Raw genomic sequence first — 18,763 nt, 5'->3', positions numbered from 1 at the left:
ACCTCACCGACGGCGCTCTCCACGTCGGCGATAGCGCTCACGGTGTTGCCGTCGGTGCCTGCGGACGGCGTTCGGCGTAGGAATTCTCGTAGGGTCGCCCCGCCATTGCCGCGAGTTCGATCATCAGGCGGTCGGTGGCGCTCCGTAGGTCGTCGTCTGCCATTGCCTGGTCGACGGGAACTGGGAATCCGATGACGATGTCGACCCGATGCGGGCGCCACATCAGACGACCCGGGGGATTTACCCGCTCGGTGCCGCGCAAGGCAATAGGGACCACCGGCGCGCCGGTTGCCCGGGCAACCCGCATCACGCCGGTATGGCCGCGGTGCACGCGGCCGTCGCAACTACGAGTCCCTTCGGGATGGATGGCCCACGCGCCACCTCCCGACACCAGGCTGGTCGCCGTGGCCAATGTGGTGGCGGCACGGTCCCCACCGGATCGATCGATGGGAGTCTGACCGGCCGCGAGAAAGAACCATCGCTGCATCCGCCCGCGCAAGCCCGGTCGGTCGAAGTACTCGCTTTTCGCGACGAAGGTCAACCGGCGGGGGAGGACCAGACACAGAAGGAGCGAGTCGATGAAGGCGCTATGAGTGGCCGCGACGATGACCGGACCAGTCGAGGGTAGGAGATCGCGGCCGACGATCCGAGGGCGACAGGTCACCAACAATGCCGGCCCGATCAGGACGTACTTGAACAGCCGGTACCACATGCGCATTTCCCCTGTGCTCGTCGATGAAAGGACCGTTGAACAGGCGTAGACACTGTCTACGCGCCCATGGTAGACAATGTCTACATGGTTGCTGCCGACGAAGAGAAACCCTCTGACACGACACGTTCTCGTCTGGTGGCGGCGGGAGTGGAGTTGCTCGAGAGTGACGGGCTCGCGGCACTGGGGGTGCGGGCGATCGCGAGGAGCGCGGGTGTGTCTCACGGTGCCCCACGGCGGTACTTCCCTACGCATGCGCAACTCCTGGCCGCCGTCGCTCGTAGCGGACTCGACGACCTTGTGACGGAGATCGCGCCGGTACTGCGAGACCGCTCAACGCCTCCGCGGGATCGACTCGTCTCCGCGGCGAACGCGTACGTCGGCTTTGCCCGACGCCGGCGCGCGATGTTCGAGCTGATGTTCCGCCACGACATTCTCGACGGGGCCGGTGGCGACCTGCGATCGCTATCGGTACCCATGATCGCCGAATTGCACTCACTCGTTGCGGAATTCGTCGGTGATCATCATTCGTGGACCGCCACCGTCCGTTTCTGGATGTCCATTCACGGGTTGGCCGTGCTGGTGGCCAATCGTGCGCTTGAACCGATGGCAGCGGTGGTCGAGATCGACGTCGAGGCGTTGGTGATCGGTGCGGTCGACGCCATTGCGTAGTCGCTCCGCGTGGTCACAGCGCTGTCGGCGGTGGGACGGGCGCTGTCGGCGGTGGGACGGGCGCTGTCGGCGAGGGATCGGTCAGGCGGCCCGTGCCTTCTTGAGGGCCTTGCCGAGGTCCTTCTTGCTCATCGAGTCGATGTCGAGTTTGCGCATTCGCGCGATGACGACCGGGCAGCGTACGCAGCGGGTCTTGGAGCGACAACACTTCTTCTTGGGCTTGAGGTCGGCGACCTTTGCCGGGTTTTTCGTGCCCATGCGGTGACGCTAGCACCGGCTGTTCACCCACTGACACTCCGCTGTGATCGCGGTCTCTCCCGCGGACCCGATACGCTGTTAGCCGTCGTCAGTCTGCCGGCGCCGGTTCCGCGTGCGCCGAGTGACCGCCCCCGTACACGAAAGAGATCTCAGTGAGCCCTGCTCCCAACTTCCGCAACGTCGCGATCGTCGCGCACGTCGACCACGGCAAGACCACGTTGGTCGATGCGATGCTCCGACAGTCCGGGGTGTTCGGCGAGCGCGCCGAGCTCGTCGACCGCGTGATGGATTCCGGTGACCTGGAGCGCGAGAAGGGCATCACCATCCTCGCCAAGAACACCGCGGTCCACCGTCGTCAGCCCGACGGCACCGAGGTCGTCATCAACGTCATCGACACCCCGGGTCACGCCGATTTCGGCGGTGAGGTCGAGCGTGGTCTGTCGATGGTCGACGGGGTCGTGCTGCTGGTCGACGCCTCCGAGGGCCCGCTGCCGCAGACGCGGTTCGTGCTGCGCAAGGCGCTCAGCGCGTCGTTGCCGGTGATCCTCGTGGTCAACAAGACCGACCGTCCCGATGCCCGTATCGCCGAGGTCGTCGAAGAAACGCATGATCTGTTGCTGGATCTGGCCTCCGACCTCGACGAGGAGGCCGCGTCGGCGGCCGAACAGGTGCTCGACCTGCCCGTCCTCTACGCCTCGGGTCGCGCCGGTATCGCCTCAACCGAGCAGCCCGCCAACGGTGAGGTGCCCGACGGGGAGAACCTCGACCCGTTCTTCGACGTCCTGCTCGAGCACGTGCCCGCCCCCAAGGGCGATCCCGAGGCGCCGCTACAGGCCCACGTGACCAACCTCGACGCTTCGCCGTTCCTCGGTCGTCTCGGGCTGGTGCGTATCCACAACGGCACCCTGAAGAAGGGGCAGACCGTCGCCTGGTGCCGTGCGGTCACCAAGGAGGACGGGACGCTCGAGCCCGTCATCGAACGCGCCAAGATCACCGAACTGCTGGCCACCGTCGGTGTCGAGCGCAGTCCGGCCGAATCCGCTGTGGCCGGTGACATCGTCGCGATCGCGGGCATCCCGGAGATCATGATCGGCGACACCCTCGCCGACGCCGAGAATCCGGTCCCGTTGCCGCGCATCACGGTCGACGAGCCGGCGATCTCGGTCATCATCGGCACCAACACCTCGCCGCTGGCCGGCCGGGTCAAGGGCCACAAGCTGACCGCGCGCATGGTCAAGGATCGACTCGACACCGAGCTCATCGGCAACGTCTCGCTGCGCGTCGTCGACATCAACCGGCCCGACGCCTGGGAGGTGCAGGGTCGTGGTGAGCTCGCGCTGGCCATCCTGGTCGAACAGATGCGTCGTGAGGGCTTCGAGTTGACCGTCGGCAAGCCGCAGGTGGTGACCCGCCGGGTCGACGGCAAGGTGCACGAGCCGTTCGAGCACCTCACCATCGACGTGCCCGAGGAGTACCTCGGCGCGGTGACCCAGCTGCTCGCCGCCCGCAAGGGGCGGATGGACCAGATGAACAACCACGGCTCGGGCTGGGTGCGCATGGAGTTCACCGTGCCCTCCCGCGGCCTGATCGGCTTCCGCACCGACTTCCTCACCGAGACCCGTGGTACCGGTATCGCCAATGCCGTCTTCGACGGGTACGCCGCGTGGGCCGGCGAGATCCGCGCCCGGCACACCGGGTCGCTGGTCAGTGACCGTGCGGGTACCGTCACGCCGTTCGCGATGATCCAGCTCGCCGACCGCGGCACGTTCTTCGTCAATCCCGGCGACGACACCTACGAGGGCCATGTCGTGGGCATCAACCCGCGTGCCGAGGACCTCGACATCAACGTGACCCGCGAGAAGAAGCTGACCAACATGCGGCAGTCGTCGGCCGATGTGATGGAGACCCTCGCCAAGCCGATGCATCTCGAGCTCGAGGGCGCGATGGAGTTCTGTGCCGCCGACGAGTGTGTCGAGGCGACTCCCGAGGTGGTGCGGGTGCGTAAGGTGCATCTCGATGCCACCACCCGAGCCCGTGAGCGTTCGCGCGCCAAGACGCGGGATGCCGCGGCGGGCTGAGTCCCGTACGCGGTCGGGTGAACGTGGTCGTGGTCTGGGGGTGAGTGGATTCGTGATGGACGTGGGATGTGAGCGGTCGAGGCGGCGTCGTGTGACGCATTCGGCCGGGCGATCACTCCTGCTCGTCCTTACGGTCCTCGCGGCGGTGCTCGGGGTGGCGGCGTGTACCGCCAACCCGCCGCCGCCCGTGCGGGACACCGCGACCCCGCAGACGCCGACCGAATATCCCGACGGCAAGACGATCTACGTCGCCACCGACTCGATCGGCACGGGCTTCAATCCGCATCTGGGCGCCGACCAGAATCCGGTCACCACGGCCATCGCCGCGATGACCCTGCCCAGTGCGTTCCTTCCGGTGCAGACGCCCGACGGTGTTGTGTGGCAACGCAACGACGCGCTGGTGACCTCGGCGGAGGTCACCTCGACCGAGCCGTTCACGGTCACCTACCGCATCCACACCAATGCGCAATGGTCCGACGGTCTGCCGGTCACCGGAGACGATTTCAACTACCTGTGGCAGCAGATGTCGCGACAGCCGAATGTGGTGGCGCCGGCCGGTTATCGGCTGATCGACTCGGTGACCTCCAGTGCGGGGAGCAAGGTCGTCGAGGTCCGCTTCGCCCAGCCCTATCCGCGGTGGCGCGAGCTGTTCACCAACCTGCTGCCCAGCCACGTGCTGCGTGGCACCCCGGCCGGTTTCCAGACCGGCATGGACTCGGGAAAACCGGTGTCGGCCGGTCCTTTTCAGATCTTTTCGCTCGACCCCACCCGTGACGAGGTGCGGTTGATCCGCAACGACCGCTACTGGATGACGCCGTCGAAGCTCGATCAGGTGGTGTTGCGCCGGGCCGGTACCGACTCGCAGATGATCGATTCGATCCGTTCGGGTGGCTCGGCGCTGGCAACCGTCGGCGCGGGCCCGGCGACCGCGGCCGAGCTCACCGCGGTACCCGGGGTGACCGATCAGCGCGGCCCGACCGCGCGGGCCCTCACGGTCAGCGTCAACGCGCGTACCCCGGTGATGAATCGGGTGGAGGTGCGGCGCGCGATCCTGTCGATGATCGACACCAACCTCGCCACGCTCGCCGGTGCGGGTGAATGGGTGGTGCAGCAGTACGCCAACACCGTGTACGCACCGTCGGACCCGGGGTATTTCCCGGTGAACCGTCCACGCCCGGCTCCGCAGGCGATCGACGATCTGCTCGCCGCCGCGGGATACAAGCGCACGCCACCCGCTCCGGAGCCCCCGACATCCGGTACGCCCACCCCATCGGGTTCGGCTGGCCCGTCGAGTTCGGCGAGCCCGAGTAGCTCATCCGCACCGAGTAGCAGTACCCCGACGGCGGCGGCGCCCAGCGTCGCCCCGGTGCCCGACGGCGTCATCCCGTACGAGAAGGACGGCCAGGACCTGACGGTCCGGGTCGGGGCGATCAGCGGTGACCCCCGGTCCACGTCGGCCGCGGCGAACATCGTCGATCAACTGCGTTCCGCCGGTGTGCGCGCCGGGGTGGTGTCCCTGCCCAACAGCGACCTCTACGGCGTCGCGTTGACCGATTCACGCGTCGATCTCGTCGTCGGATGGACGGGGCTCGGTGTGCCCCCGGCGGCGGCGCTGGCCTCGCAGGTCGACTGCGATCAGCCCAAGCCCGGGACCGCGCCGTCGCTGTCGACACCCCCGACGCCCACCAGCGTCGCACCCAGCCAGGACGCGTCGGGGGCGACCACCGTGTACGCCAGCAACATCTCCGGGGTGTGCGATCCCGCGCTGATCTCCCTTGCCCGCGATGCGCTCTCGGCCGATGACCCGACGCCGATGCTCGCCGAGGCCGAACCGTTGCTGGCCGATCAGGCGATCTATCTGCCGCTCTACCAGGACAGCATGCTCGTGGGGGTGACGCCGGCGGTGACCGGTGTGCCGCTGTCCGGGCCGATCCAGACCTCCATCTACGGCACCGCCGCCACCTGGGACATCAAATGACCGAACCGTCCGAGTCGGCAGGACGCCGACTGCTGCTGCTGCACGCCCACCCCGACGACGAGACCATCATGACCGGCGGCACCATCGCCCGGTATCTCGACGAGGGTGTCGACGTGCGCGTGGTCACCTTCACCCTGGGTGAAGAGGGCGAGGTGATCGGTGATCGCTGGGCGCAATTGGTTGCCGACGGCGGTGCCGATCAGCTCGGCGGCTACCGCATCCTCGAATTGACCCGGGCGCTCGAGGCGCTCACCCCGCCCGGTCGGCCACCGCTCACCCCGCGATTCCTCGGTGGCGCCGGACGCTGGCGGGACTCCGGGATGGCCGGGACGCCGTCGGCGGAGCATCCGCGTGCACTGGCGCAGGGCCCGTTCGACGCGGTCGTCGCGGCGCTGGCCGACGAGATCGCCGAGTTCGATCCGCAGGTGGTCGTCACCTACGACACCGCGGGTACCTACGGACATCCCGACCACATGACGGTGCACGAGGCCTCGGTCGCGGCGCTACCGATCGCGTCGAGGCGGACCGGAACCGAGTACCTGGTGTACGAGTCGGTCACCGAGGCGAGCGCACTGCGCGCCGGTCTCGCCACGGCGGCCGACCGCGTTCCCGACGGCTGGCGGATGCCGCATGACACCGAACTGCCCAGCTACCCCGACGATCGGATCACCACCGCCATCGACGTCGGCGGGGTGTATCAGCGCAAGGTCGATGCCCTGGCCGCGCACGCGACGCAGGTGACGGTGGCGCCGTCGCGGACCGAATACGCCTTGTCCAACAACATCCTTCAGCCGATCTTCGACGTCGAGCACTTCATCTTGCGCAGCCCCGCACCGGAAGGGCCCGCTGCCCGCAACGACGATCTGTTCACCCCGCAACGCCGTCCCGCACAGGCGCGACCGTGACCCGCGTGCTCGACCGCTTCCTCCTCGCGATGCTGATCGTCGACGGTGTCGTGGTCGGGCTGGGATCGGTCGCGTTCTGTTACCTGCGGTTCTGGGGACAGCCAGTTCCGGTCATCGCCATCGTCGCCGGCCTGGTGAACGCGATACTGCTGTGGCTGGCCGCGCGCACCACCGACTCACCGCTGCGGTTCGCTCCGTTGGCCGCGTGGGTTCTGGTTCTGCTGGTCGCGGCGTTCACCGGTCCGGGTGGCGACGTGGTGCTCTACCTCGGTGGTACCACCGTTCCCGCGACGCTGATGTTGGTGCTGTTCGGCCTCGGCATCCCGGTGGCGCTCATCTGGTCGGGCCGGCTGCCACGTCCGGACGCCTGAGCGCCCCGAGCCACCCCGGGCGCCGGGGACCCTGCGGTTAGAGTGGGTCCATGGTTTTGCGCGCGTGGGCGACCGATCATCGGGCGCCCGTCGAGCGGGTCGCCGCGGCGCTGGAGCGGTTGTCCGCCGCCCCGGTGGGAACGCCGGCCGACCTCTCCGACGACGAGTGGATCGCGCTGCTCGGCGCCGACGGCGATCTCCTCGACGAGCTGTGCGCGCACGCCGACGCGGCCCGCCGTGCGGTCACCGACCCCGAGGCCCTCACCTACGTGGTGAATCGCAATCTCGACACCGCGGTGGCCGCGAGCCTGACCATCGACCCGTCGCTGGAGGATCTGGTCGTCGAGGCCCACGGGCTCGGGGCGACCGAGATCTGCATGCAGGGGCCACTGCCCGCCGATGCCCCGGCCGAGGGGTACCTGCGCCTGATCGAGCGGATCACCGCCGCGGCGCCGGTCCATCTGCACGCGTTCCGCCCACCGGAGATCCGCGACGCCGCCGCCCGGCTGGGCATCGACGTCGAGGAGTTCCTGCGCCGCGCACGCGGCGCCGGACTCGGTTCGGTGCCGGGGACCGCGGCGCAGATCCTCGACGACGAGGTTCGTGCGGTCCTCGCACCGCCCGGGACCGAGTACACCCGGGACGGGTGGATCGAGGTCATCTCCGCAGCGCACGAGGCGGGACTGTTTTCGACGGCGACGGTGTTGTACGGGCATGTCGAAACGCCGGGCCACGTCCTCGCCCATCTGCGGACCCTGTGCGGGATCCAGTCGCGTACAGGCGGGTTCAGTGAGCTCATCCTGATGCCGATGGTTGCCGACAACACCCCACCTCATCTGCGGTCGGTCGCGGTGGCGGGCGCTTCACGCCGCGAGACGCGGGCGATCCACGCCGTCACGCGGCTGGTCACCCTGGGTCGGTTCGACCACATCCAGGTCGCCTGGACCAAGCTCGACGCCGACGTCGTCGACGAGGTGCTGCGGGGCGGGGTCGACGACATCGGCGGGATGCTCCTCGACGGCACGATGATGCCGTCGGCCGGACCGGAGGCCGGTCGCGTCCTCGACGCCGAGCGCCTCGCCGGATTCGCCGAGCGCGCCGGCCGCACGCCGGTCCAGCGGACCACCGCCTATCGGCAGCCCGGCGACCGGCCGATCCTGCACCGGGCAGGCCGGTGACCGCGGCCGCACCCCAGGTCGACGTCGCGATCGTCGGGGCGGGTTTCGCCGGGCTGGGCATGGCCACGCATCTGGCGCGGCGCGCGAGGGAATCGTTCGTGGTCCTCGAACGCGCCGACGCGGTCGGCGGCACCTGGCGAGACAACATCTATCCCGGCATCGCCTGCGACATCCCCGGTCACCTCTATTCGTTCTCGTTCCGTCCCCCCGCCGACTGGTCGGCGGTCTATCCCGCCGGCGCCGAGATCCGCGCCTATCTCGACCGGCTCGTATTCGACGAAGGGCTCACCGACCACATCCGACTCGGCCGCGAACTCACTTGTGCGACATGGGATGTCGAGGGAGCTCGCTGGCATCTGGTCACCGAGGGCGTTGACGGTGCGCAGTCGCTGACCGCCCGGATCCTGCTGCTGGCCGTGGGCCGGTTGTCGGAGCCGAGAATCCCCGACATCGAAGGCCTCGACGACTTTCCGGGGACCGTGGTCCACACGGCCGCCTGGGAGCCCGACCTCGATCTGGCGGGCGCCCGGGTCGGGGTGGTCGGTACCGGGGCGTCGGCGATCCAGATCGTGCCGCATGTGGCCGACCGCGCCGCCGAGCTCGTCATCTTCAGCCGCACCCCGCCCTACATCGTGCCGCGGGAGGATCGTCGCCTCGATCCCGCCGAGCGTGCCGAGCTCGTCGATCCACAGCGGGCGGCCGCACACCGAAACGAACTGTTGCGCAACGCCGACGCCGCGTTCGCGCAACGTCTGCGCCGCCGTCCCGACATCGACGAGATCCGGGCGCGGGCATTGACCCACCTGCGCGCGCAGATCCCCGATCCGGTGCTGCGTGCCGAACTCACCCCGGACTACGAGATCGGTTGTAAGCGAATACTTCTCAGTGACGATTTCTATCCGACGCTGTTGCGTGAAAACGTCGTCTTCGAGCCGGGGGCGCTCGAATCGGTCGTCGAAGCCAAGGCGCGCGCGTCCAGCGGCCGCAGTCACGAACTCGACATCCTGGTGATGGCAACGGGTTTCGAGGCGGCACGACCGCCGGTCGCCACGCGCGTGCACGGCCGGGACGGCGAGTTGCTCGCCGACCACTGGCGGCACGGCATGATCTCCTATGCCTCGACCGTGGTCGCCGGGTTCCCGAACATGTTCGTGCTCGACGGCCCGAATGCGGCGCTCGGCCACAATTCGGCGATCTACATGATCGAGACGCAACTCGATTATGTCGTCGGCGCCCTCGATCACATGGCCGAGGCGGGGGTTGCCGCACTGGAGGTCACCGCGGACGCCGAGGCCGCGTACACCCGGGAGATCGACGACCGGAGTTCCGATACGGTGTGGTTGACCGGTTGTGACAGTTGGTATGTCGATCCCGAGAGTGGTCGGCTGACACTGCTCTGGCCGGGTACGGCGTTGTCGTTCCGAGAGCGCAACGGCACGTTCGAGCCGGAGCCGTTCGTCACCCGATCGACAGCGGCCACCACCAGTGAACGAGGGGAGTGAGCACCCATGCCGTCCATGAGCATGGCCGCGGCACTCGATGCCGCGACGACCACCGAGATCACCGACGTCGAGGTGGTGAGCACCCTGCTGTCGGCGTCCGGCGCCGATCTGTATGCGCTGCAACGGATCGCCGCCGATCTCCGCGATGAGGGCCTCTCGGCTGTCGGACGATCCGGGCAGGTCACCTACTCGCGCAAGGTGTTCATCCCGCTGACCAAACTGTGCCGCGACCGATGCCACTACTGCACCTTCGTGACGATCCCGGGGAAGCTCGCCCGCGCCGGTGCAGGGATGTACCTCGAACTCGACGAGGTTGTCGACATCGCGCGCAAGGGTGCCGAACTCGGTTGCAAGGAAGCGTTGTTCACTCTCGGTGACCGCCCGGAGGATCGGTGGCCGCAGGCCGCGCAATGGCTGTCCGAGCGTGGTTACACCTCCACGCTGGATTACGTCCGCGCCGCCGCCATCGCGGTCCTGTCACACACAGGACTGTTGCCGCACCTGAATCCGGGTGTGATGAGCGCCGAGGAGATGACCGCCCTTCGCCCGGTCGCCCCGTCGATGGGCATGATGCTCGAGACCACCTCGCGCCGACTGTTCACCGAGAAGGGCATGCCTCATTACGGCAGCCCCGACAAGGATCCCCTGGTACGGCTGCAGGTGTTGCGTGATGCGGGTGCGGTCGGGATTCCGTTCACCACCGGAATCCTCGTGGGGATCGGTGAAAGTCTCACCGAGAGAGCGCAATCGTTGCTCGCGATGGCCGAGATTGCCGCGGCCGGCGGGCACATCCAGGAAGTGATCGTGCAGAACTTCCGGGCCAAGCCGGACACCGCGATGCGTGGTACCCCCGACGCCGAGATGACCGAATTCCTCGCCGCGGTCGCGACCGCGCGGATCGTGCTCGGTCCGCACATGCGTATCCAGGCGCCGCCGAACCTGGTGTCGGCGGCCGAGTGCGAGGCACTCATCGCCTCCGGCGTCGACGACTGGGGTGGAGTGTCACCGTTGACGCCCGATCACGTCAATCCCGAACGCCCGTGGCCCAACCTCGACGTGCTCGCCGACCTCACCGCGGGCGCGGGATTCACCCTGACCGAACGTCTCACCGCGCAGCCGCCGTACATCCTCGAGGCGTCGTCCTGGATCGACCCGGCACTGCACGAGCACGTGGTGGCCCTGAGCGATCCGCACAGCGGTCTGGCTGCCGACCGGATTCCGTCACCCCGGGCGTGGTCGTCGGTGGCGTGAGCGGGTCTGGCTGCCGACCGTGAGCGGGGCGCCGCTCACCAGTGTCTCTCGGTGACCCCGCCGCCGTCCGGCCGATAGTCGGCGCAGCGCACCCATTGCGGTCGGACGCGCACGTGCACGATGTCGGGATCGGCCGCCCGCTGCCGTCCGTCCGGATACTGCGCGAAGTACGCGTCCCGGCATCGCTGCGCAGCCTCGCCGTGCGGAATGTCCGCCCGCCCCTCACATTGCACGGTGATTTCCTCGGTGGTGCCGACCACGAGGGCGACCCGGGAATCGGCCGCGAGATTGGCGAACTTGCGGGATGACCGTGAGGTGTCGAAGACGATCTCCGCGGAGTCGGTGACGGCAATCCCGACGAGCGCCGCCTCGGGTGCTCCGTCCGGCGAGACGGTCGCGACGACCCCGAGCGGGTGGGAGCGAATGAAGGCGATGAATTCGGTCGGGGTCATCGGGGTCGGCGATTCACCGGGGATCGTGATGTGCCGCGAGGGCCCGATATCCCCCGATGACATCGGTGGCGCGGTGTAATCCCAACTGCTGCAACGATGCCGCTGCCAGGCTGGAGGTGTATCCCTCCGAGCACAGGATGATCCACCGCACGTCGTGGTCGACGGCCTGTGGGATCCGTGCGTCGCTGGCCGGATCACATCGCCATTCCAGGACGTTGCGTTCGATGACGAGTGCCTCGGGAACCTCACCCTCGGCGGCACGTTGCGCGGCCGGGCGGATGTCGACGAGCACGGCACCGGCGGCGAGTTCGGCGTCGAGATCCTCGGCGGGCAGTCGTTGCAGGGACTCCCGCGCGACGAGCAGCATGTCGTCGATGGTCATCGGCATGGGTTCACGATAGGCGTTCTATTCCGGTTCGTCGGTCAGTTCGGTCCGGGTCCGGCGGAGTGCGCCGCCTTCGGTCACCTCGTAGAACGACATCGCGGTCAATGGCGGGGAGTAGGCGTGGACGCTGAGCGTCGGGCCGCTCGGAGTGGCCACCGAGGTATCGCCCGTCGGGACGGTGAGACCACGCGCCGGCGGGATGCTCCCGTGGTGCTGAACGTCGTGGACCCAGCCCAGCGGGAAAGCCGCCTGATCGCCGGCCGAGAGGATGCGCAGCGCGAGATCGTCACCGGTCCAACGGTATTCGCGCAGTGCGCCGCTCAACACGGTCAGTGCGCCCAGCGATCCGGCGTGGTCGTGCAGGTCGGTCGAGCGGTCCGGCGTCCAGCTGATCAGCCACAGGTCGAGGTCGTCGTCGGATTCCAGACGGGTCGACCACCGCTCCACCGGGTCCCAGGCGGTGGGCAGCAGGTGGTCGTAACGTCCGTCGAGGACGTCGGCGACGCCCTGGTCGGTGATCCGCAGCAGGTCTGCCGGGCGCAGCCGGGTCGGTAGGTGGGCAGCGGTGTGGCGGGCAGAACGGTCCGGGCGGAGCGTGCGGGGTGGCTGGGTACGAGATGGCTGGGTACGGGAGGGCAGGGTCGAGGTCATGAGTTCTCCTGTGAACGAGGGTCGAGGGGAGTGCGCCGGATACGGTGACGGCCGCGACATCGCCTCGATGGAGTGCTCACGCGACCAGGGTGACCGCGCATCGACGTGAGCGGGAGGGTTCTCCTCACCCTGGGTGCAATCGGGCCCCGGTGTGATCTGTGACTCAACGACCGTCGGTGAGCAGGGGCGGGTGTGGGAGGGCCGCCCGGTGGGCAGATACTCTAGGACAACACGTGTGTGCGGTCTTTCAGAGCTGCGGATTGCCGCTGCATGCGTGCTCGGCGCGACCAGCCCTCGCGTACATCTCGGCCCGCCGCGCGACGGCGGCCGACCGAAGTGCTTGCAGCAAAGGAGTGTGTGGTGACCTACATCATCGCGGAACCCTGCGTGGATGTGATGGACAAGGCATGCGTGGAGGAATGCCCGGTCGATTGCATCTACGAAGGTGGTCGCAGTCTCTACATCCAGCCGGATGAATGTGTGGACTGTGGTGCCTGCGAGCCGGTGTGTCCGGTGGAGGCGATCTTCTACGAGGATGACGTCCCCGACGAATGGGATCCGTACGTCAGTGCCAATGCCGACTTCTTCGACGAGCTGGGCTCGCCGGGCGGCGCCAGCAAGGTCGGTAAGACCGATTTCGACCCGCCCTTCATCAAGCAGCTGCCCCCGATGAACGAGGACGAGGACTGAGCTCGCGGTGACCGGTGACCGTCCGGCCCGACGCCGGGTCAGTGCCGCCCTTCCCGACTTTCCGTGGGACACCCTGGCCGAGGCCAAGGCCACCGCGAACTCCCATCCCGATGGCATCGTCGACCTCTCGGTCGGCACCCCGGTCGATCCCGTCGATCCGGTCATCCGCGAGGCACTCGCGCAGGCCTCGGAGTTCCCGGGCTATCCGACGACGATCGGGACCACGGCTCTGCGCGACGCCGCAGCCGCGGCCCTGGGTCGTCGCTACGGCGCCGTCGGCGTGGACGAGTCGAGCATCCTCCCGGTGATCGGAACCAAGGAGGCCATCGCCGGGGTGGTCGCGACGCTCGGTGTCGGCGTCGGCGAGATGGTCGTCATCCCGGAGGTCGCCTACCCGACCTATGAGGTCAGTGCCCTGCTGGCCGGTGCGACACCGGTGCGTGCCGATTCGACGGTGGCGCTCGGGCCGGCGCGCCCGGCCGTGCTGTTCCTGAACTCGCCGTCCAACCCGACCGGCAAAATCCTCGGGATCGACCACCTGCGCAAGGTGATCGAGTGGGCGCGCGAACGCGGGACCGTCGTCATCTCCGACGAGTGCTATCTCGGTTTGTCGTGGGACGCCGAGGCCGTCTCGGTGCTCGACCCGCGTGTCTCCGACGGCGATCACACCGGGCTGCTCGCGGTGCACTCGTTGTCGAAGATCTCCAACCTGGCGTCCTATCGTGCGGGCTTCTTCGCCGGTGACCGGGAACTGATCGCCGAACTGCTGGCCGTACGCAAACATGCCGGGCTGATGGTGCCGTACCCGATTCAGGCGGCGATGACCGCAGCGCTCACCGACGATGCGCACGTCGAGGTCCAGCGTGCCCGCTATGCCAAACGCCGGACCGAGCTGGCCGCGGCGGTCCGCGCAGCCGGTTTCACCATCGACCACTCCGAAGCCGGTTTGTATCTGTGGGCCACCCGCGGCGAACCGTGCCGGGAGACCGTCGGCTGGCTCGCGCAGCGCGGCATCCTTGCCGCGCCAGGGGACTTCTACGGACCCGCGGGCGTCGACCACGTGCGGATCGCGCTGACGGCGACCGACGAGCGCATCGCCACCGCGGTACAACGACTGGCCTGAGCCGCGACCGCAGGTGACATCCGCCGAGCGCTCTGCGAGACCGGCGACGTGCTGGCGCGCCGACACCGCTCCCGGCGAGTCGGTCATCCTGCCCGACGGATGCATGGATCTGATCTGGACCGGCGAGGAGCTCCTGATCGCGGGCCCCGACACCGGGCCGTATGTCTTCGGCACCGACCGGCGCCGGGACATGACCGGACTGCGCTTCGCGCCCGGGTACGCGCCCGGACTCCTCGGCGCCCCCGCGTCGGAGTTCCGGGATTTGCGGGTGCCGCTGAGCGATCTCTGGCCGTCGTCGGACGTGCGACGCTGGGAGGACACGCTCGCGGCCGCCGACGACGTCGGGGCCGCGCTGTCCGCGCTGTGCGACGCCACGCCCGGTCAATCACCCCCGCCGTGGGTGCCGACGTTGCCCTTGATGCTTGCACGCGGTGTCCCGGTCTCCGCATGCGCCGACACGGTGTCGGTATCGGCGCGCACCCTGCATCGGATGTCGTTGCAGCACTTCGGGTATGGCCCCAAGACGCTCGCCCGGATCCTGCGGATGCGGACTGCGCTGGCGCTACTCGACGACGCCGGGGAGGATCTCAGCGGTATCGCTGCGCGTGCCGGGTACGCCGACCACGCGCACATGTGCCGCGACTTCGCCGAACTCACCGGCGCGCCGCCGACGGCGTGGACCGGCGGCGCTCAGACCAGCGGACAATAGAGGTCGACGGGGTTGCCGTCGGGGTCGGCGATGACCGCATACCGCTGATGCCAGACGGCGTCGAACGGTTCGAGTATCGACCGGTGCCCGGCGGCGACGAGCGTTGCGTGCTCGGCATCGACATCGGTCGGGGTCGCGCAGGCGAACGCGAGCGCGATCCGATGGCCACCCGTGGGCTCGGTCCACCCGGGCATGAACGAGCCGACGACGGCGCGGGTGTCGAAGAGAATCCTCATCGGGCCCACCGCACTCTCCGCGTGGGGGGCATCGGCGGCGCCGGGCTCGAATTGCAGACCCAGAAGCGTATAGAAATGGACGGTGGCCGCCATGTCGGCGACGACGATGGACAGGGCATCGAGGATCGGTCCTGTAATGCGTGCGGTGTCGGTCATGCGATCACCGTATGGTCACCGCACCCCGGGTGTCTTGAACGTTTCGGACAGGTCCCCGGCGCGCTGTGGTGTGTGTCAGTTCTTGTGCAGGGCCTCGTTGAGGGCGATGCCGTCGCCCTTCCAGGGCACCACCTCGACGGCGCCGTTGAGGCTGTTGCGACGGAACAGCAGATTGGACTGGCCTGCGAGGTCGCGGGCCTTGACGGTGGTGCCGTCGGGCCCGGTGACCTTGGTGCCCGCGGTGACGTAGAGGCCGGCCTCGATGACGCAGTCGTCGCCGAGGGGGATGCCGCAGCCGGAGTTCGCGCCGAGCAGGCAGCGCTTGCCGAGGACGATGCGCTCCTTGCCGCCGCCGGACAGCGTGCCCATCGTGGATGCGCCGCCGCCGATGTCGGAGCCGTCACCGACGACGACACCTGCGGAGATACGGCCCTCGACCATCGATTCGCCGAGGGTGCCGGCGTTGAAGTTCACGAATCCCTCGTGCATGACCGTCGTGCCGGGCGCGAGGTGTGCGCCGAGCCGGACGCGGTCGGCGTCGCCGATGCGCACACCGCCGGGCGCGACGTAATCGACCATGCGGGGGAACTTGTCGATGCTGTACACGGTCACGTTGCCGCGGGCGCGCAGTCCGGCGCGGATCTTCTCGAATCCCTCGACCGGGCAGGGGCCGTGATTGGTCCACACCACGTTGGCGAGAAGGCCGAAGATGCCGTCGAGGTTGGTGCCGTGCGGCGCGACGAGACGATGCGAGAGCAGGTGTAGACGCAGGTAGACGTCGTAGGCGTCGACCGGTGGCGCCGAGAGATCGGCGATCGTGGTCGATACGGCTACGGTCTTGACCCTGCGGACCGCGTCGACACCGACCAGGTCACGAAGATCGCCGGGGGTCGCGGTGTCGTCCAGGATCGTCGTGCCGCTCTGCTCACTCGTACCGAGTTGCGGCTCGGGGAACCAGACGTCGAGGATGACGCCGGGATCAGCGGAACCCCCGTTGGTCACCGTGGCGATTCCGACTGCGTGTGCACCATTGTTCGTCACGGCACCCGAGCTTACCGGTGGGGCGCCGTGCGGTTGGCAGCCGGATCAGGCGGCGGTATCACGCCGCGGCGGAGCCGCCATCAAACCGCGGTGGAGCCGCCAGGTCAAACCGCGGCGGAGCCGCCAGGTCAAACCGCGGCGGAGCCGCCAGGTCAAACACCGTGTCGATAGTCGCGCAGGTAGTGCTCCGTCTCGGTGTCGGTGTAGTCGGGGATCAGTGCGCTGTGATGCAACTTCCGGCCCAGCATGGTCATCGTCGTGGCGGCGACACCGAAGGCGACCAGCCCGACGATGGCGGCGGTGACGGCCAACGCGGTGTTGCCGACCACCACCGACACGAGCAGCACGGCGAGGCTCGCGAAACCGACGATGAGCAGGAAGAACGCCAACACTCCCAAAGGATGCTGACCGTGGGAATCGTGAAAACGATGGGAATCATGAGAACGAGCGGACATGGCGATCATCTCCTCGGTTCGAACACTCCGCTACACCTCCACGCTACGACGGTCACGACAGCCGAGTAGGCGTTTCGCCGATCATCTCCGGACACGATCGAGCCATCATCCGAACGGCCGAACGCGCTGGTCGCGACCGTGCGATGTCCGTATTGTCGCATCATGGCCGAACGTGGACTCCGGACTCCGCACCAGGGCGGGCGGGCCCGACGCCGGCGATGGCCGTGGGTGCTCGCCGGGCTGGCAGTGGTGGTGATCGTCGTGGTGGTGATCGGCGGCGTGATCTTCAAGCCGTGGTTGGTCTTCGTCGACACCGAGATCGCCGACGAGATCCCGGTCGCCGCGAGCGGTACGCCGGCGTCGGGCGCGCCACCGGCCACGCCCGTGGTGCTCTCGTCCGGGACCTTCATCAGCCACGAACACGACACCACGGGCACCCTGTCGATCATCGAGAAGCCGGATGGCTCAAGGATTCTCGGCATCGAGAACCTCGACACGACCACCGGCCCCGATGTGCATGTGTGGCTCTCGGCCGGGGAGGTGATCGGCGGCTTCGCCGGCTGGCGTACCGCAGGTGGCGCCCCGCGCGTCGACCTCGGCCCGATCAAGGGCAACCGTGGCGACCAGGTGTATGCGGTGCCCGCGACCACCGACCTCGCCCGGTTCCCGGCGGTGGTGCTGTGGTGTGTGCAGTTCGACGTGTCATTCGGCGCCGCCGAGCTTCGACCTTTATGACCCCTGTGGTGTAACCTGTGCGATGTAAACCACGCGGGTGTAACCCTTTTCGGCGCCGCGCCATCGGCTTCGTTACGGTGGGGGCGTGAATGCTCTCGACCTCCATGGCGATCCGATCGACCTGACCGCGGCGCTGGTCGACATCCACAGTGAATCCCGGGACGAAACGGCCATCGCCGACGCCGTCGAATCCGCGCTCCGGGAGCAGACCACCGGCTTCGAGATCGTCCGTCACGGCAACCGGGTGCTCGCGCGCACCGACCGGGGGCTCGACAGCCGGGTCATCCTCGCCGGGCACCTCGACACGGTGCCGGTCGCGGGAAATCTGCCGAGCCGGCGCACCGACGACACCGCCGAGGGCGAGGTCCTGCACGGGTGCGGAACCGTGGACATGAAATCCGGTGACGCGGTGTTCCTGCATCTCGCGGCGACGTTGGCCGATCCGCGCCACGACCTCACGCTCATCCTCTACGACTGCGAGGAGATCGCCGCCGAGTACAACGGGCTGGGGGTCATCGAACGTGAACTGCCGCAGTGGCTTTCCGGCGACGTGGCGATCCTCGGGGAACCCACGGCCGGGCAGATCGAGGCAGGATGCCAAGGCACTCTGCGGGTACGCCTGACAGCGACCGGGACGCGGGCACATTCGGCGCGAGCGTGGATGGGCGACAACGCGATTCACAAGCTGGGGGAGGTGCTCACCACCCTCGCCGGGTACTCGCCGCGCCGCGTCGACATCGACGGATGCGAGTACCGCGAGGGGCTCTCGGCCGTCGGGATAGGCGGCGGGGTGGCCGGCAACGTCGTACCCGACGCCGCCCACGTCGACGTCAACTTCCGTTTCGCGCCCGACCACAGCATCGAGAGCGCACTCGACCACGTTCGCGAGGTGTTCGCCGGGCCGCTCGCCTCCGGTGCGGTGACGCTCGAACTCACTGATTCCGCCGCAGGCGCGTTGCCCGGCCTGTCGCATCCGGCTGCCGCGGCACTCGTCGACGCCGCGCAGGGGCGATTCCGCGCCAAGTACGGCTGGACCGACGTGTCACGATTCTCGGCTCTGGGTATTCCCGCGGTGAACCTCGGACCGGGGGACCCGAGCCTGGCCCACCGGGTCGACGAACGCGTCCCGGTCGCCCAGATCCGCGAGGTCACCGAGTTGTTGCGGACCTACCTGAGCTGAACTGACGCGCACCGGGTTCCCGTCGGTGCGGCGGGGACATCGGCCGGG

General features: G+C 68.4%; 21 protein-coding genes. 13 read left to right on the top strand and 8 right to left on the bottom strand.

Translation table 11 applies throughout. The features are described 5' to 3' along the window. Positions 1-37: 37 nt before the first annotated feature. A complete protein-coding gene (locus P3L18_RS18835; RefSeq protein ID WP_014360620.1) occupies positions 38-718 on the bottom strand; it encodes a lysophospholipid acyltransferase family protein in 681 nt (226 codons plus the stop codon). A gap of 60 nt (positions 719-778) precedes the next feature. Here P3L18_RS18835 and P3L18_RS18830 point away from each other — a divergent pair, with 60 nt between their 5' ends. After that, positions 779-1,381, top strand: a complete 603-nt coding sequence (locus tag P3L18_RS18830; protein WP_276114904.1) for a TetR/AcrR family transcriptional regulator — start codon at positions 779-781, stop codon at positions 1,379-1,381. 81 nt (positions 1,382-1,462) lie between these two features. On the opposite strand, the gene P3L18_RS18825 is transcribed toward P3L18_RS18830, so the two are convergent. Beyond that, a complete protein-coding gene (locus tag P3L18_RS18825; protein ID WP_006367651.1) occupies positions 1,463-1,639 on the bottom strand; it encodes a hypothetical protein in 177 nt (58 codons plus the stop codon). 152 nt (positions 1,640-1,791) lie between these two features. Here P3L18_RS18825 and typA point away from each other — a divergent pair, with 152 nt between their 5' ends. From typA to cofG, 7 genes are all read left to right on the top strand, one after another. Then, entirely contained in the window at positions 1,792-3,717 is a 1,926-nt protein-coding gene (gene typA, locus P3L18_RS18820) for a translational GTPase TypA (protein ID WP_006367650.1), read from the top strand. Between the two features lie 91 nt (positions 3,718-3,808). Beyond that, positions 3,809-5,695, top strand: coding sequence for an ABC transporter family substrate-binding protein (locus tag P3L18_RS18815; protein WP_079930351.1), 1,887 nt, complete (start codon positions 3,809-3,811; stop codon positions 5,693-5,695). Then, entirely contained in the window at positions 5,692-6,600 is a 909-nt protein-coding gene (mshB, locus tag P3L18_RS18810; protein ID WP_006367648.1) for an N-acetyl-1-D-myo-inositol-2-amino-2-deoxy-alpha-D-glucopyranoside deacetylase, read from the top strand. The genes P3L18_RS18815 and mshB overlap by 4 nt, the downstream gene beginning before the upstream one ends. Beyond that, positions 6,597-6,971: a hypothetical protein gene (locus P3L18_RS18805; protein WP_006367647.1), complete on the top strand. Its 375-nt coding sequence runs from the start codon at positions 6,597-6,599 to the stop codon at positions 6,969-6,971. The genes mshB and P3L18_RS18805 overlap by 4 nt, the downstream gene beginning before the upstream one ends. A 50-nt stretch (positions 6,972-7,021) precedes the next feature. Next, complete coding sequence (locus P3L18_RS18800; protein ID WP_211544354.1) at positions 7,022-8,149, top strand: FO synthase; 1,128 nt, start codon at positions 7,022-7,024, stop codon at positions 8,147-8,149. Continuing rightward, the gene (locus P3L18_RS18795; protein WP_211544356.1) at positions 8,146-9,651 is read left to right on the top strand and encodes an NAD(P)/FAD-dependent oxidoreductase; all 1,506 of its coding nucleotides are present in this window, start codon (positions 8,146-8,148) and stop codon (positions 9,649-9,651) included. The genes P3L18_RS18800 and P3L18_RS18795 overlap by 4 nt, the downstream gene beginning before the upstream one ends. A 21-nt stretch (positions 9,652-9,672) precedes the next feature. Beyond that, a complete protein-coding gene (gene cofG / locus P3L18_RS18790) occupies positions 9,673-10,902 on the top strand; it encodes a 7,8-didemethyl-8-hydroxy-5-deazariboflavin synthase CofG (RefSeq protein ID WP_276114929.1) in 1,230 nt (409 codons plus the stop codon). Between the two features lie 35 nt (positions 10,903-10,937). On the opposite strand, the gene P3L18_RS18785 is transcribed toward cofG, so the two are convergent. The 3 genes from P3L18_RS18785 to P3L18_RS18775 are packed head-to-tail and all read right to left on the bottom strand — an operon-like array spanning position 10,938 to position 12,390. Continuing rightward, positions 10,938-11,354 carry a pyridoxamine 5'-phosphate oxidase family protein gene (locus P3L18_RS18785; RefSeq protein WP_276114903.1) on the bottom strand — a complete coding sequence of 139 codons (417 nt, stop codon included), beginning with the start codon at positions 11,352-11,354 and terminating at the stop codon, positions 10,938-10,940. A 13-nt stretch (positions 11,355-11,367) separates the two neighbouring features. Continuing rightward, positions 11,368-11,742, bottom strand: coding sequence for a rhodanese-like domain-containing protein (locus P3L18_RS18780; RefSeq protein ID WP_006367642.1), 375 nt, complete (start codon positions 11,740-11,742; stop codon positions 11,368-11,370). 18 nt (positions 11,743-11,760) lie between these two features. Further along, on the bottom strand, positions 11,761-12,390 hold the full coding sequence (locus P3L18_RS18775) for a cysteine dioxygenase family protein (RefSeq protein ID WP_006367641.1): 630 nt from the start codon (positions 12,388-12,390) through the stop codon (positions 11,761-11,763). 357 nt (positions 12,391-12,747) lie between these two features. On the opposite strand from P3L18_RS18775, the gene fdxA reads away from it, so the two are divergent. The 3 genes from fdxA to P3L18_RS18760 are packed head-to-tail and all read left to right on the top strand — an operon-like array spanning position 12,748 to position 14,912. Next, the gene (fdxA, locus tag P3L18_RS18770) at positions 12,748-13,080 is read left to right on the top strand and encodes a ferredoxin (protein ID WP_014360612.1); all 333 of its coding nucleotides are present in this window, start codon (positions 12,748-12,750) and stop codon (positions 13,078-13,080) included. Between the two features lie 7 nt (positions 13,081-13,087). Beyond that, the gene (dapC, locus tag P3L18_RS18765; protein WP_014360611.1) at positions 13,088-14,203 is read left to right on the top strand and encodes a succinyldiaminopimelate transaminase; all 1,116 of its coding nucleotides are present in this window, start codon (positions 13,088-13,090) and stop codon (positions 14,201-14,203) included. Between the two features lie 13 nt (positions 14,204-14,216). Further along, the gene (locus P3L18_RS18760) at positions 14,217-14,912 is read left to right on the top strand and encodes a helix-turn-helix domain-containing protein (protein WP_276114902.1); all 696 of its coding nucleotides are present in this window, start codon (positions 14,217-14,219) and stop codon (positions 14,910-14,912) included. On the opposite strand, the gene P3L18_RS18755 is transcribed toward P3L18_RS18760, so the two are convergent. The 3 genes from P3L18_RS18755 to P3L18_RS18745 form a co-directional block, all read right to left on the bottom strand. Further along, positions 14,894-15,304, bottom strand: a complete 411-nt coding sequence (locus P3L18_RS18755) for a VOC family protein (protein ID WP_079930343.1) — start codon at positions 15,302-15,304, stop codon at positions 14,894-14,896. The two genes, P3L18_RS18760 and P3L18_RS18755, sit on opposite strands and share 19 nt — an antisense overlap. 75 nt (positions 15,305-15,379) lie before the next feature. Further along, entirely contained in the window at positions 15,380-16,345 is a 966-nt protein-coding gene (gene dapD / locus P3L18_RS18750; RefSeq protein ID WP_014360609.1) for a 2,3,4,5-tetrahydropyridine-2,6-dicarboxylate N-succinyltransferase, read from the bottom strand. Positions 16,346-16,497: 152 nt separating this feature from the next. Next, positions 16,498-16,800 carry a hypothetical protein gene (locus P3L18_RS18745; protein ID WP_276114901.1) on the bottom strand — a complete coding sequence of 101 codons (303 nt, stop codon included), beginning with the start codon at positions 16,798-16,800 and terminating at the stop codon, positions 16,498-16,500. 228 nt (positions 16,801-17,028) lie between these two features. Between P3L18_RS18745 and P3L18_RS18740 the strand changes: the two genes are divergently transcribed. Together P3L18_RS18740 and dapE are read left to right on the top strand one after the other, a co-directional pair. Then, complete coding sequence (locus tag P3L18_RS18740) at positions 17,029-17,535, top strand: DM13 domain-containing protein (protein WP_276114928.1); 507 nt, start codon at positions 17,029-17,031, stop codon at positions 17,533-17,535. 85 nt (positions 17,536-17,620) lie between these two features. After that, entirely contained in the window at positions 17,621-18,715 is a 1,095-nt protein-coding gene (gene dapE / locus P3L18_RS18735; protein WP_276114900.1) for a succinyl-diaminopimelate desuccinylase, read from the top strand. Positions 18,716-18,763: the final 48 nt, after the last annotated feature.

The sequence above is a fragment of the Gordonia sp. N1V genome (assembly GCF_029269935.1).
GTDB lineage: Bacteria > Actinomycetota > Actinomycetes > Mycobacteriales > Mycobacteriaceae > Gordonia > Gordonia polyisoprenivorans.
The sequence above is the reverse complement of the archived record's forward strand: the minus strand, read 5'-3'. Positions and strand labels throughout refer to the sequence as shown.